The following is a 13,613-nucleotide window of genomic DNA, read 5'->3' as shown; positions in this document are numbered from 1 at the left end:
ATGAACCGATGACCGACTATGCCGTCGTCAATCCCGCCACGGGGCAGACCGTGGCCGAGTACGCCACCGCCACGGCCGCAGAGGTGGACGCCGCGGTCGCGGCCGCATCCGCTGCTTTCCGCGACTGGGCCGTGAACACGTCCGCCGCGGAGCGCGCGCGTCTGCTGCGCAACGTGGCACGCCTGCACCGCGAGCGCGCCGAAGAGCTCGGCGACATCATCGTGCGCGAGATGGGCAAGGTGAAGGCCGCCGCCGTGGGCGAGGCAGAGTTCGCCGCCGACATCATCGAGTACTACGCCGACATGGCTGAGAAGCTCACCGCCGACGAGCCCATCGAGCTCATCTCGGGCGGCGAGGGCTCAGCGGTGATCCGCCGGGCGCCACTCGGCGTGATCTTCGGGATCATGCCGTGGAACTTCCCGTACTACCAGGTGGCTCGCTTCGCTGCACCGAACCTGATGAACGGGAACACCGTGATCCTGAAGCACGCGCCGCAATGCCCGGAGTCTGCGGAGGCGATCGCCCAGATCTTCCGGGACGCGGGCTTCCCTGAGGGCGCGTACGTCAACATCCGTGCCACGAACGAGCAGTCTGCGGACATCATCGCCGATCGTCGCGTCGCGGGCGTCTCCCTCACCGGCTCGGAGCGGGCGGGAGCCGCGGTGGCCGAGGTAGCCGGGCGCAACCTGAAGAAGGTGGCGCTCGAACTCGGAGGCTCCGACCCGTTCATCGTGCTCTCCGCAGATGATCTGGACGCTGTCGTCGCGGCCGGCGTCGATGCCCGACTGGACAACACCGGTCAGGCCTGCAACGGTGCCAAGCGGTTCATCGTCGTGGACGGTCTCTACGATGCGTTCCTGGAGAAGTTCACGGCGGCCATGCGGGACGCTGTGGTGGGCGATCCCACGGTGGAGGACACCGTCCTCGGACCGCTGTCCTCGCTGGCCGCCGCGGAGCGCTTGGAGGCGCAGGTGAACGAGGCGGTCTCCCAGGGAGCGACCCTCGCTCTCGGCGGCAAGCGCGACGGCGCCTACTTCCACCCGACGGTGCTCACCGACGTCACCCCGGAGATGGCCGTCTACCGCGAGGAGCTGTTCGGCCCCGCGGCAGTGGTCTACCGGGTGGCGGATGAGGATGCTGCGGTCGAGCTCGCGAACGACACACCGTTCGGTCTCGGCTCCTACGTGTTCACGACGGACGCGGAGCAGGCTGATCGCGTGGCCAACCGCCTCAACGTGGGCATGGTGTACGTGAACCTCGTGCTGGCCGACGCTCCTGAACTCCCGTTCGGCGGCGTGAAGTCCTCCGGAACCGGCCGCGAGCTGGGCACGCTGGCAGCGGACGAGTTCGTCAACAAGAAGCTCATTCGCACCGCCTGAGGACGCTCAGAGGCCCTTCGACTCGCGCAGGAGTGCTGCCGCGAGCCGAAGGGCCTTTGCGTTGCTGGTCTCGGGAGTTGAGCACTGCTGGTCTCAGGAGTTCTCCGCTGCTGGTCACGTGAGTTCAGCGCTGCTGGTCGCGGGAGTTCTCCGCTGCCAGTCTCGGGAGTTATCCGCTGCTGGTCTCAGGAGTGCTGCGCTGCTGGTCTCGTGAGTTCAGCGCTGCTGGTCTCGGGAGTTGAGCACTGCCGTGCTCGGGAGTTCTCCGCTGCTGGTCTCGGGAGTTCTCCGCTGCCGGGCTCGGGAGTTCTCCGCTGCCGTCTCGGGAGTTCTCCGCTGCCGTCTCCGGAGCTCGGCGCTGCTGGTCTCAGTCCTCCTCAGCGCCGTCTCAGGCGTCCGCGATGCCGCGGATCTCGGCGGCCTCGCCGTGGCGGCCGAGGGAGGCGAGCACCTCGCCGAACTCGATGGCAGACAGCTGACGCAGCGGACCCTGCGGATCGGCGTGCTCGAGGGCCGCGCGGAAGACGGGAACGCTGTCGGCGGCGCGGCCGTTGCCTGCCAGCACTCGGCCCGCGAACAGCTCGCTGCCCGCAGCGCCGTCCGAGTCCCCGGCCGATACGAAGGCGTCCGCGGCCTGCAGAGCAGCAGCGACCGCACCGTCCACGTCGCCGCGTGCCGCGCGGGCGCGGGCGCGGGAGTCCGTGATGTCCGCCATGGTCCAGGCGTTGCCCTCGGCCTCTGCCATCGCGTACGCCTCGTCGAGGTGGGTGTCCGACACCGGATCGCCGGCAGCACCGGTGGCCTGGCCGAGCAGGTGCAGCGAGCGCATCAGCAGCTCATCCTCATCGGGGTGGGCGCGGGCGATCGCGACGGCATCGGTGAGCTCTTCCACGGATTCCTCGTGCATGCCGAACTTGCCGAACAGCCGCCCGGCGTGCACGTGACAGTGTGCCGACATCACCTGGTCGCCGCCGGAGGCGAACAGCTCGCCGGCGTATTGCCAGGCCCCGATCGCATCCTCGAACTGCTGGTCCAGCTCCAACGCCTGCGCCAGCGCTCCCGCGGTCTGTCCGCGGGACGCGTCGGGCACGCCGAGTTCGGTCTCGCGGTTGAGCGTGTCGGCGAGGACCTCCGCCGACTCTCCCGCATCACCCGCGTTCATGAGCGAGACACCCAGCTGGTAGCGCAGCGTCAGATACTGCTGCGGGTTGCCGTCCGACTCCGCCAGCCGCGCCGCCACGCGATAGCGTGCGGCGGCTTCGGCCGGTGCTCCGGCATCGTGGAAGAGCATCGCGGCGAGCCCGTAGACGGCGTAGACGTCGGCCGTGATGCCGAGCGCAGCTGCGATGCGGCTGGCCTCGTCGGCGTCCAGAGCACCCGAGTGGTACTCGCCCGCGGCTCCCCGCAGCCGGGCGCGCAGCTCCAGGAGCCGTCCGCGGCTGCCGGCAGTGAGTGCGGGGCGCTCCAGAAGCTCGTCGATCTCCTCGAGCACCGGGGTGCCACTACCCGCGCGCAGCGACAGGAGAACCATCTCGGCGGCGGCGACGCGGTCATCGAGGCCGGCGTCGCGGAACGCGCCGATGGCGGACAGCGTGTGCGTGATCGCACCCTCCGTGTCGGCATTGTCCACACGCTCCGACGCCACGGCCAGCTCCAGGTCGCCGCGGGCCTCGTCCGGCAGATCCTGACGAGCGAGCAGGTGCGCGATGTTCTCGGCATCGCCCTCCTGCGTGCGGCCGTACAGGGCCAGCCCGGCGGCATCCTCCACATCCGCCTGCGCTTCGCGACCGGCGGCGCGCAGCGCGGCGATGCGGGCCGGGAGGGCGGCGGCCGCCGCGTCCCAGTCGTCTCGCGCCGCATGCGCGCCCACGATGATGCCGTGCAGTCGTGCCGCATCCAGTCCGTCGGCGACAGCCGCCGTGGCCGCCGCGATGGCCTCGGGCGCTGCTCCCCAGTCCGCCAGGCAGACGGCGCGATGCAGTCGCTCCTCCGGCGTGGCCGGAGCGTCCGTCGCCGTCTGCGGCGCATATCCCTCCGAACCCAACGGCACCTCGATGCGCTCGTCACGAAGCGCGCGGATCGCGTCGATGCGCTCGCTGAAGCTGGTGTTGCCGTTTCGTGCGTCGAAGAGCCGGGCGATCCGGTCCGCCCCGGCGCCCGCTGCCGCGGCCAGTTCCGCCGCCGTCCACGCGCCGGTGTGCTCGCCGAAGAAGCGGACGAGCGAGGGGGAGTCCGCACCTCGCACCACGGCATCTCCGTGGCCGTCGCGATCGACGGCCTCCAGGGCGAGCGCGATCGTTGCGAGAGCGACCGCGTGGGCGTCGTCGTTGAGCCCGTCGTGCGCCAGCCATCCGAGGTGACGCTCGACCATGGCCAGGGCGCGCGGATAGTTGCCGGTCACCACGACGAACTGCAGGTTCAGCATGACGATCGCGAGGTTGTCGGGGTCGGTGCGCGCCAGCCGGTAGCTGCGACGGTGCGCCAGCACCGCATCGTTCAGGCGTCCGGCACGCAGGTAGGAGAGCAGACCGCGGGCGAGGGCGTGCTCGGGCTCCTCCGCGCAGCTGAAGCCGCCCTCCACGAGCTCGTCGATGAGGGCGAGCGCTTCCTCCGCCCGTCCCTGATCCACGAAGAACCCGGCGAGCTGGCTGCGCGTGCAGGCATCGCAGTGGCTGTGCTCGTCGCGCGGCGTGCTGGTGAGGAGGGCGCGGTACTTCTCGGCCTCCTCGATCAGGCCCCGGGACCAGGCGCTCTCGAAGCGGGCCATCCACACGCCGCTGAGGCCCAGACCCTCACGGCGATAGTGCTCCTCCATGTCGTCCAGCACGGCGTCGATCTGTGCTTCCGTGAAAGCGGGGGAGCAGCGCAGGGATCCCGCCATCCACTTGAACTGCCACATCAGATCCGCACCGGATCCGACGTCGGTGGGAAAGCGCACCGGATCGGCATCATGACGGCCGAGGCACCAGGCGAATGAGCTCAGGGTGAGCTCGGTGTCGCCGGCCATGTTGGCCGAGGAGGTCTGGCGCATGCGGGCGCGGTACTCCAGCTCCTCATCGCCCAGCTCGACCGCCAGCTTCACCGCCTCAGCGACGAGCGATTGCTCCTCGGGACCCCACGGGGTCATGTCGATCTGTGCGAACAGTTCGCGGATGCGGGCGCTGGCCTGGGTCATGTCACTCCTGCGGTGTTCTCAGTCCGCGGATCGCGCGGACAGGTCGATCATCGCGCCGAGGGCGCGCGTCATGAGGGCGCGATCGCGCGGGGCGAGCGGGCGATGTCCGGCCAGCAGCGCCTGTACGTAGAGCAGCTGGACGGTCCGGTCGAACGGTTCGCCCGTGGTTCGCACGAGGCCCTGTACGACCGGGTTCGCCCAGTTCAGGCACAGCCGCGCGCTCGTCGCGGAGTCCTCATGCACGGCCGCGGTCTGATCGTCGATCGTATTCAGTACCGATGACCAGAGGCCGCCGGTGGCACCGCGCGCGCGTCCTCGGTCGATGCGCCGGAGCACCGCGGGGTCGGCGACGTAGACGGCCGGTACGTCTTCGAGCTCGAGGGAGCGGACGATCACGGTGCAGTCCACCTCGGACAGCGCTGCAGTGGCGCGATCCTCCAGCGAGATCGCCGAGGGGCGGTCATCGAAGGGCGGCGGGTCCAGCCGCTCGAACTCGGTGAGCACGTCCACGCGCTCTACGGTGACGGCGGGGAACAGCTCCGGAAGGAGCTCGATGATCTCCGAGTCGTACAGGTACCCGCCGTTCACCAGCGGGCCGGCGCCGCTCTCCAGGCCCGCCACCTGGCGGTACTCGTCTACCGTTGCCGCGTAGCGGACGGAGGGGTAGCGGGTGACCAGATCCCCGATCGTCATCCGGCCGATCGTGGTCTCCACGCTCAGCCAGCGGGTGATGAACCGCGCCAGCTCGTCGTCGTGGCGAACCAGTGCCTTCAGCGACACCTCGTGGACGGAGACGAACTGGGCCAGCCGCTCGGGGGCGGAGAGGCCGAGGTCGAGGATCCATCGCCGGATCGCCTGACCGAGGTCGGCACGGGTGTTCTCCAGCGCGTCGTCCTCCACGAGGGACTCACGACTGGCGGTGGGGGAGAGCGCGGTGGAATCCACGACCGCGCGGACGAAGAACGCCCACTCCGGCAGGAGATCGTCCACCCGCTCGCTGAGCAGCATGCGGTTGAGGTAGACCCGGGCGGCCTGGTGCGATCCGGGCGGCGGAGCGTAGGGGAGGACGTAGGCGAGACCGCGCGTCCCAGTGCCGGCGGCATCGATCGGCACCACGGCGAAGGGTGCGGTGCCCAGCAGTTCCGCCCCGTACTCGACCGCGGCGTCGGGGGTGCTGCGTGCATCGAGGAAGGGTGCTGCGCGGTCGATGCGGCTCTCGCCGCCCCCGGGGAGGTCCACGTCGATGCGCACGCCCAGGAACTCTGCGAACGTCTGGGCGAGCTGCATCACGGAAGCGGTACGCAGCAGGTCCTCCGACCCGAACCGCGGGCGCAGGTGCACGCTCGTGCCGATGGGCGTGTCCACCGGACCCGGCGAGACGGTGAAGGTGCCGTCGGTGCGGCCGGACCACTCGACGGGGTCCCCGCCTCGCGCGCTGCGTGAGCGGATCACGATCTCATCGGCCACCATGAAGCAGCTGAGCAGGCCGATGCCGAACTGTCCCAGGAACTCGTGACGGGGCAGATCGAAGATGTCGCGCTTGGAGCTGCGTCCCACGGTGGCGAGCAACTCGCCCACCTCGTCCGCGGTGAGACCCACGCCGTCGTCGCGCAGCACGAACTCGTCGGAGCGCTCGCTGAGCGGGGTGATGCGGATGCGTCCGCCGGCGCCGTCGATCTCGCTGCGCGCCGTGATGGCGTCACGGGCGTTCTGCAGGAGCTCTCGCAGATACACGCGCGGACCGGAGTAGATGTGCCGACTCAGCAGATCGACCACACCGCGCAGGTCGACTTGGAAATGCTGCTCGTCTGCGCTCACGCCACCCTCGGATTCGTCACGATCAGGCGGCGGGGACGGCGCCCCGCCGGAACGGCGAGCCTATCAGCGGGGGAGTCGTCCGCCCGGGTCCGCACGGGCTGTTTCGCGCTCCGCGGACAGATCGTGCCCAACGGTGTGCGGGAGACGACGACACGCGCGGGACGCAGGCGAGGCTGTTGTGGTTCGCCAGGGCCGGGCACATGCCCTATGCTGGGATACGCAGTCGATGTCTGCATTGTTTCGCTGTGCCTGGCACAGCAGATGCAGACATCTCCCGTGAGATCCCCGGATCTCTAGGGCGGTAGCTCAATTGGCAGAGCAGCGGTCTCCAAAACCGCAGGTTGCAGGTTCGATTCCTGTCCGCCCTGCGCTCAGCGCTCGCTGGCAATGAAAGGTGCATGCAGGATGGATCAGGACGCTTCGCGCGACGATGTCGCGACGACCAGCGGCGCCACCCGTGAGAAGAAGATGAATGTCTTCGCTCGCATCGCGCTCTTCATCCGCCAGGTCTTCGGCGAACTTCGCAAGGTCGTCACCCCGACGCGCCAGGAGCTGGTCAAGTACACCCTCGTGGTGCTCGGCTTCGTTGTGGTGATGATGGCCCTCGTCTACGGCCTCGACACGGTCTTCACGCTGCTCACCCAGTACGTGTTCGGCTCGCCGGAGTAAGATTCCGAGCAATCCGGCACGGTGCCACTGCGGATCACCGGCTGATGTGACCGAAGGAGAGTCCGTGTCCGAACGATTCCACGACGACGCCGACTGGGGCCCCACGGCCGAGCAGTCGAGCGAGGTCGACGAGCACCAGACCGGTGACATCGATCTGGTCGAAGACCGCGCGAGCGATGCCGCCGAGACCTCTGCGATCCACGTGATCGAGGATGAGGACGGCGATGACGAGGCGGATGCCTCGGACGATGATTTCGACAATGACAACGAGCAGGCGCTGGAGGCGGAAGCCGACGCATTCCTGGATGCGCACCCTGCTATGGAGGAGGACGAGGACGTGACCCCGTACGACGGTCCCGACATCAACGGCGAGCCGGATGAGCCCGTGCTCGACCCGGAGTTCACGGAGTCGGTGCGCGACGCATCGGCAGAGGTGGACGCCATCGCCGAGGACAGCACCGCGGTCGCCGAGGCCGAGTCCGACGCGGATGACGCGGAAACGTCGGCCGAGGACCCCTACGAGGCCTTCAAGCTGGAGCTTCGCACGCTCCCCGGCAAGTGGTACGTCATCCACTCCTACGCGGGCTTCGAGCGCAAGGTGAAGCAGAACATCGAGCAGCGCAAGGCGACGCTCGAGGTCGAGGACGACATCTACCAGATCGAGGTCCCGATGGAGGACGTCGTCGAGATCAAGAACGGTCAGCGCAAGATGGTCACGCGCGTCCGTATCCCCGGCTACGTGCTGGTGCGCATGGAGCTGAACGAGGACACCTGGTCGGTTGTCCGTCACACCCCCGGCGTCACCGGCTTCGTGGGCAACGCCCACAACCCGACCCCGCTGCGGTTTGAAGAGGCCTTCAACATGCTGAAGTCGCTCGTCGAGGTGCGCGAGTCCGCGTCGGCCAAGACCGGTGCCGCCGGCGGCTCCGCCCCGGTGCGCAGCGTCACGGCCGAGGTCGACTTCGAGATCGGCGAGACCATCACCATCAAGGAGGGCTCGTTCGCCGGCCTTCCCGGCACGATCTCCGAGATCAAGCCCGAGAGCGGCAAGCTCACGGTGCTGGTCTCCCTGTTCGAGCGCGAGACTCCCGTGGAGCTGTCGTTCGATCAGGTCACCAAGATGATCTGACACACGTCGTCAACGAACCCCCACGGCACCGCCGTGGGGGTTCGTTGTCTGTACCCACCGGTGACGCGGAGCACCCGACGGCCGGGGATTGGTCCCACATACCGCTGTCCCCGGCTCCCGATCCCGCACTTTCTGTGAGCGGCGGGGCCCACGGTCTCAGAAGTGCGGATCGATGGAGGCCAACGACGCGATCTGAGACCGAACGCGGTCAAATCCTCGCCGCGGGATGCGGTAGACTTTCATGGTTTGTGCGCGTTCTTCGATCGCGTGCAGACCTGCACCGCGCTCCGGATCCGCCGGAACCGCGGGAGAGCGGGCCGTCTGGCTCGTTCGGAGAAAGGAAGAGGAAATGGCACCGAAGAAGAAGGTGACCGGCCTGATCAAGCTTCAGATCAACGCCGGTGCAGCCAACCCGGCGCCGCCGATCGGCCCCGCGCTCGGTCAGCATGGCGTCAACATCATGGAGTTCTGCAAGGCGTACAACGCCGCGACCGAGTCGCAGCGCGGCAACGTCATCCCCGTGGAGATCACCGTCTACGAGGACCGCTCCTTCACGTTCATCCTCAAGACGCCGCCGGCGGCTGAGCTGATCAAGAAGGCCGCTGGCGTCGCCAAGGGCTCGTCGACCCCGCACACCACCAAGGTGGGCAAGCTCACGCAGGAGCAGGTTCGTCAGATCGCCGAGACCAAGCAGCCCGACCTGAACGCGAACGACATCGAGGCCGCCTCGAAGATCATCGCCGGCACCGCCCGTTCCATGGGCATCACGGTTGAGGGCTGAGGGGAAGACCAACATGGCTAAGTCCAAGGCTTACATCGCCGCCGCCGAGAAGATCGAGGCTGGCAAGTTCTACACCCCGAGCGAGGCCGTTGAGCTCGCGAAGGAGACCGGTTCGTCGAAGATGAACTCGACCGTCGAGGTCGCGCTCAAGCTTTCGGTCGACCCGCGCAAGGCGGACCAGATGGTCCGTGGCACCGTCATGCTGCCGCACGGCACGGGCAAGACCGCTCGCGTCATCGTCTTCGCCAACGGCCCGGCTGCTGAGGCCGCCATCGCCGCTGGCGCCGACGAGGTCGGTGGCACCGAGCTCATCGAGAAGGTCGCCGCAGGCTGGACCGACTTCGACTCCGCCGTCTCCACCCCGGAGCTCATGGGTCAGGTCGGACGCCTCGGTAAGGTCCTCGGTCCGCGTGGTCTCATGCCGAACCCGAAGACCGGCACGGTCACCCCGAACCCGGCCAAGGCCGTCGAGGAGATCAAGGGCGGAAAGATCGAGTTCCGCGTCGACAAGCACGCCAACATCCACTTCGTTGTGGGCAAGGCGTCGTTCTCGGCTGACGCCCTGAACGAGAACCTGCGTGCCGCGCTCGACGAGATCGTTCGTCTGAAGCCGTCCAGCTCGAAGGGCCGTTACATCCAGAAGGGTTCGGTGTCGACCACGTTCGGCCCCGGCATCCCGCTGGATGTCAACGCCATCTGATGCGCTGAATCGCACGAAGGCCCCCACCGCGAGGTGGGGGCCTTCGTCGTTCGTGCGGAGCGTGTGTCGCGGCTGCACGACCTGCGCTCTCGCTGCATCGTGCTGCTTCACGGCGCCGCGTTGCTGCGTAGCTGCGCGGTACTCCTGTGCGGCACCACGATGTTGCCACGCCATACTCCTGCGCGGCGTTGCGTCACGATCATGCTGCGCCGTGGCGGCGCTGGCTCACTGCGTTGCTGCACTGTGACTCCTTGCCGCACTGTGGCTGCGCTGGGTCACTGTATTGCTGCATGGCTGCGCTGGGTCACTGCCTTGCTGCGCTGGGTCACTGCCTTGCTGCGCTGGGTCACTGTGTTGCTGCACTGTGACAGCGCCGGGTCACTGCACTGTCACTGCATTGCCGCACTGTGACCGCCGTGCCGCGCTGCGTCACCGCCCGCCGTCGCGGCACTCGGCGTCGGTGCGCGCCGATCCTGCAGCACGTCACCCTGCGCGCTGCCTCAGTGTCCGAAGGCGAGCACGCCCGCGATGATCAGCATGAACACGGCCACGATGACATCGAGGATGCGCCAGGCACGCGGGCTGCTGAGCCAGCGACCGAGCAGGCGCGCACCGTAGGCGAGCGCGAAGAACCACAGGAAGCTGCCGGTGATGCAGCCGGCGGCGAAGATCCAGCGGGCCGGCCCCTGGGCCTGCGCGACGGAGCCGAGGAAGATCACGGTGTCCAGGTAGACGTGGGGGTTCAGCCAGGTGATGGCGAGCGTCGCGCCGACCACGGCGAGGAGTGAGGACGTCGCAGCCCGGGTGGCGAGCGCGGTTCCGCCCGTCGGGGTGCCCGGTGCCGATGCGTCCCCCGTCGGGGCGTCGGCTGCCGCGTGCAGCGCCTCGCCCGAGGGCTTGTACGCGCGACGCAGCGCCAGGAACGCGTAAGTGACCAGGAAGGCGACGCCGACCCACCGCACCACGGTCACCAGCCACGGCACGGTCTCCAGGGCGAGGCCCACGCCGACGACGCCGGCGGAGATCAGCACCGCGTCGGAGGCAGCGCAGATGAGGGCGACGATGAAGACGTGCTGTCGTCGGATTCCCTGCCGCAACACGAAGGCGTTCTGCGCGCCGATGGCGATGATGAGGGAGAGGCCGACTCCGAGTCCGGTGAGGAAGGGCATGGATCCAGGCTAGGAACGTCGCTGCACAAACACCAGGCATGAGATGTTGGGTCGCATTAGCATTGCTTATATGAGGATCCCGCCCGATCTCGCGCTCACGCTGGCCGCGGTGGTGTCGGAGGGCGGGTTCGAGCCGGCGGCGGCGGCGCTCGGCATCACGCAGCCCGCGGTGAGTCAGCGACTGCGCACGCTGGAATCTCTGCTCGGGCAGGTGCTGCTCGTCCGCTCCCGCCCCGTACGTCCCACCCAGGCCGGCGAGGCGGTCATCCGATACGCTCGCCAGCTGTCGCATCTGGAGGCCGATGCGATGTCGGCCATCGGTATCCGTGAGGAGGGAAGCCTCACCAGTCTGCCGATCGCGGTGAACTCGGATTCCCTGTCCACGTGGTTTCTCCCCGCCATCGCCGAGCTCAGCGCCCGGCTCCCGGTGGTGTTCGACCTGCATCGCGACGATCAGGACTTCACGGTGAGACTGCTCGAAGAGGGAACCGTCATCGCCGCGGTGACCTCGCGCGCCGAGCCCATCGCCGGATGTCGTGTGACGCCGCTCGGCGCGATGCGCTACGTTCCGTTCGCCACCATCGCTTTCCACGATCGCTGGTTCCCAGAGGGCGTCACCACCGCAGCGCTGGAGCGCGCCCCGCTGGTGGACTACGACCGGCGCGACGACCTGCAGACGCGGTGGCTGATTCGTCAGGGGGTGGATCCGGCGCTGCCGCCGCGCCAGCGGGTTCCCGCGTCGGCCGACTTCGCCGACGCCGTCCTGATGGGCATGGGCTGGGGACAGCTGCTGCCGTTCCAGTCCGATGAGCCGCATGCCAGCGGGCGCATCCGCCCACTGTCGCCGGTGGGGATCGACGTCCCGCTGTACTGGCAGCAGTGGCACCTGCGCTCCGCGCTGCTGGACGAGGTGGGCGAAGCCGTGGTCCGGCGGGCCCGAGCTGTGCTGATCCCCGTTCACAGCGCGCGAATCGCCCGAATTCCTGGCGAATAGGAGCACATCGCGCGCTATGAACGGAGCGTACGATCGTCAGAAACCAGAAGGAGAGTTGCATGGCCGCATCGCCCACCGACGAGTACCGGACCGCCCGGGATCAGCTCCTGGCTCTTCGCACCGATCGTGCACGGGCGATCGCCGAGTTCCGCTTCCCCGATGTGGGGGAGAGGTGGAACTGGGCGATCGACTGGTTCGATGCGTTCGCGCGGGGGAACGAGCGGCCGGGACTGGTGATCGTCGAGGCCGACGGGAGTGAAACGTCCTACACCTTCGACGCGCTCGCCGCACACTCCGACCAGGTAGCGGCCTTCCTGCGTTCCCAGGGCATCGGGCGCGGCGACTCGGTGCTGCTGATGCTCAACAACCAGGTGGAGCTATGGGTGGCGATGCTCGCGGTGATCAAGCTCGGCGCCGTGCTCATGCCGACGGCCACGGCGGCGGGACCGGCGGACCTCGCCGATCGGATCGAACGCGGCGAGGCGCGGGCGGTGATCTGCAACGACGCGGACGCCGGCAAGTTCGACACCATTGCCGGCGACTACGTCCGCATCTGCACCACAGCTCGTGACGGCTGGGTCCCGTTCGCGACGGCGTTCCAGACACCGGCGGAACCGGCGCAGCACCCCGGCACGGCGCCCGATGATCGCCTGCTGCTCTACTTCACCTCCGGCACCACGTCGCGGCCCAAGCTGGTGGAGCACACCCAGGTCTCCTACCCGGTGGGCATGATGTCGACGATGTACTGGCTCGGTCTCGAGCCCGGGGATGTGCATCTGAATGTGTCGTCGCCCGGCTGGGGAAAGCACGCGTGGTCGAGCTTCTTCGCGCCGTGGATCGCCGAGGCGACCGTGCTCGTGTACAACTACGCCCGATTCGACGCTGCCGCGTTCCTGGCCCAGCTCCGGGAGCGGCACGTGACCACGCTGTGCGCGCCGCCCACGGTCTGGCGGATGCTGATCAAAGCTGATCTCGGTGCGCGCCCCTCCTCGCTGCGAGAGCTGGTGGGAGCGGGCGAACCCCTGAACCCGGAGGTCATCGCCCAGGTCAAGAACGCCTGGGGTCTGGAGATCCGCGACGGCTATGGGATGACGGAGACCACCGCGCAGCTCGGCAACCCGCCCGGGACTCCGGTGCGTGCGGGGTCGATGGGCATGCCGCTGCCGGGCGTTCCGTCGGTGCTGGTGGACCCCGAGACCGGGCTCGTGGTGGAGGGGGTCGGCGAGGGGGAGATCTGTCTCGACCTCTCCCGCCACCCGCTCGCCCTGATGACCGGGTACGTGGGGGATGCGGAGCGCACCGCCCAGGCGTTCGCCGGCGGCTTCTTCCACAGTGGTGACATCGCCGCGCGGGATGCCGACGGGTACGTCACCTATGTGGGGCGCACGGATGACGTCTTCAAGGCATCGGACTACAAGATCTCACCGTTCGAGGTGGAGTCGGTGCTGCTGGAGTGCCCGATCGTGGCGGAGTCGGCCGTCGTCCCCGCACCCGACGCCGAGCGTCAGGCCGTTCCGAAGGCGTACGTGACGCTCGCTGGCGCAGCGGTGCCCGATCCGGCCGCGGCCGAGCAGGTGCTGCGGTACGCGCGCGAGCACCTCGCCCCGTGGACGCGCGTGCGCCGGGTGGAGTTCGTCGACGAGCTGCCCAAGACCATCTCCGGCAAGATCCGTCGCGCTGAGCTCCGCGCCCGGGAGCGAGAGCGCGCCGCCGCCGGAGAGCGCGGTCCCGAGTTCCGCGACACGGACTTCCCCGGACTTCGTCAGTAGTCCATCGTGCGCACATGGCTCCAATCCCGA

General features: G+C 68.6%; 10 protein-coding genes and 1 tRNA gene. 8 read left to right on the top strand and 3 right to left on the bottom strand.

Annotation, left to right across the window (positions count from 1 at the left end):
- The first annotated feature begins 8 nt into the window (after window positions 1-8).
- On the top strand, window positions 9-1,379 hold the full coding sequence (locus ACIQJ5_RS11895; RefSeq protein ID WP_402844133.1) for an NAD-dependent succinate-semialdehyde dehydrogenase: 1,371 nt from the start codon (window positions 9-11) through the stop codon (window positions 1,377-1,379).
- A gap of 388 nt (window positions 1,380-1,767) precedes the next feature.
- Here the strand turns inward: ACIQJ5_RS11895 and ACIQJ5_RS11890 are convergent, their stop codons facing one another.
- Both ACIQJ5_RS11890 and ACIQJ5_RS11885 read right to left on the bottom strand, forming a co-directional pair.
- Window positions 1,768-4,554 (bottom strand): hypothetical protein, encoded by a 2,787-nt coding sequence (locus ACIQJ5_RS11890; RefSeq protein WP_402844130.1) that lies wholly within the window; start codon window positions 4,552-4,554, stop codon window positions 1,768-1,770.
- Between the two features lie 18 nt (window positions 4,555-4,572).
- Window positions 4,573-6,372 carry an HSP90 family protein gene (locus ACIQJ5_RS11885; protein WP_402844128.1) on the bottom strand — a complete coding sequence of 600 codons (1,800 nt, stop codon included), beginning with the start codon at window positions 6,370-6,372 and terminating at the stop codon, window positions 4,573-4,575.
- A 295-nt stretch (window positions 6,373-6,667) separates the two neighbouring features.
- Here ACIQJ5_RS11885 and ACIQJ5_RS11880 point away from each other — a divergent pair.
- The 5 genes from ACIQJ5_RS11880 (at window position 6,668) to rplA (ending at window position 9,651) form a co-directional block, all read left to right on the top strand.
- Window positions 6,668-6,740, top strand: a tRNA-Trp gene (locus tag ACIQJ5_RS11880).
- A 37-nt stretch (window positions 6,741-6,777) separates the two neighbouring features.
- Complete coding sequence (secE, locus tag ACIQJ5_RS11875; protein WP_231091762.1) at window positions 6,778-7,041, top strand: preprotein translocase subunit SecE; 264 nt, start codon at window positions 6,778-6,780, stop codon at window positions 7,039-7,041.
- Window positions 7,042-7,105: 64 nt separating this feature from the next.
- Window positions 7,106-8,170 carry a transcription termination/antitermination protein NusG gene (nusG, locus tag ACIQJ5_RS11870; protein ID WP_231091763.1) on the top strand — a complete coding sequence of 355 codons (1,065 nt, stop codon included), beginning with the start codon at window positions 7,106-7,108 and terminating at the stop codon, window positions 8,168-8,170.
- Window positions 8,171-8,519: 349 nt separating this feature from the next.
- Window positions 8,520-8,951, top strand: coding sequence for a 50S ribosomal protein L11 (gene rplK, locus ACIQJ5_RS11865; RefSeq protein ID WP_231091764.1), 432 nt, complete (start codon window positions 8,520-8,522; stop codon window positions 8,949-8,951).
- Window positions 8,952-8,964: 13 nt separating this feature from the next.
- A complete protein-coding gene (gene rplA, locus ACIQJ5_RS11860; protein ID WP_231091765.1) occupies window positions 8,965-9,651 on the top strand; it encodes a 50S ribosomal protein L1 in 687 nt (228 codons plus the stop codon).
- A gap of 500 nt (window positions 9,652-10,151) precedes the next feature.
- Here the strand turns inward: rplA and ACIQJ5_RS11855 are convergent, their stop codons facing one another.
- Complete coding sequence (locus ACIQJ5_RS11855) at window positions 10,152-10,820, bottom strand: LysE/ArgO family amino acid transporter (RefSeq protein ID WP_231091766.1); 669 nt, start codon at window positions 10,818-10,820, stop codon at window positions 10,152-10,154.
- Between the two features lie 70 nt (window positions 10,821-10,890).
- Between ACIQJ5_RS11855 and ACIQJ5_RS11850 the strand changes: the two genes are divergently transcribed.
- The gene (locus ACIQJ5_RS11850; RefSeq protein WP_231091767.1) at window positions 10,891-11,814 is read left to right on the top strand and encodes a LysR family transcriptional regulator ArgP; all 924 of its coding nucleotides are present in this window, start codon (window positions 10,891-10,893) and stop codon (window positions 11,812-11,814) included.
- Between the two features lie 59 nt (window positions 11,815-11,873).
- Complete coding sequence (locus ACIQJ5_RS11845; RefSeq protein ID WP_231091768.1) at window positions 11,874-13,583, top strand: AMP-binding protein; 1,710 nt, start codon at window positions 11,874-11,876, stop codon at window positions 13,581-13,583.
- Window positions 13,584-13,613: the final 30 nt, after the last annotated feature.

Source organism: Microbacterium sp. GXS0129 (genome assembly GCF_044769785.1).
In the GTDB taxonomy this organism is placed as follows: domain Bacteria; phylum Actinomycetota; class Actinomycetes; order Actinomycetales; family Microbacteriaceae; genus Microbacterium; species Microbacterium nymphoidis.
This window is presented reverse-complemented; position numbering and strand designations above follow the sequence as displayed.

Bases quoted from the DNA above. Each gene is read 5' to 3' on its own strand.
- ACIQJ5_RS11845 (WP_231091768.1), top strand. From the start codon at position 11,874: ATGGCCGCATCGCCCACCGACGAGTACCGGACCGCCCGGGATCAGCTC.
- rplK (WP_231091764.1), top strand. From the start codon at position 8,520: ATGGCACCGAAGAAGAAGGTGACCGGCCTGATCAAGCTTCAGATCAAC.
- secE (WP_231091762.1), top strand. From the start codon at position 6,778: ATGGATCAGGACGCTTCGCGCGACGATGTCGCGACGACCAGCGGCGCC.
- ACIQJ5_RS11855 (WP_231091766.1), bottom strand. From the start codon at position 10,820: ATGCCCTTCCTCACCGGACTCGGAGTCGGCCTCTCCCTCATCATCGCC.
- rplA (WP_231091765.1), top strand. From the start codon at position 8,965: ATGGCTAAGTCCAAGGCTTACATCGCCGCCGCCGAGAAGATCGAGGCT.
- ACIQJ5_RS11895 (WP_402844133.1), top strand. From the start codon at position 9: ATGACCGACTATGCCGTCGTCAATCCCGCCACGGGGCAGACCGTGGCC.
- ACIQJ5_RS11890 (WP_402844130.1), bottom strand. From the start codon at position 4,554: ATGACCCAGGCCAGCGCCCGCATCCGCGAACTGTTCGCACAGATCGAC.
- ACIQJ5_RS11850 (WP_231091767.1), top strand. From the start codon at position 10,891: ATGAGGATCCCGCCCGATCTCGCGCTCACGCTGGCCGCGGTGGTGTCG.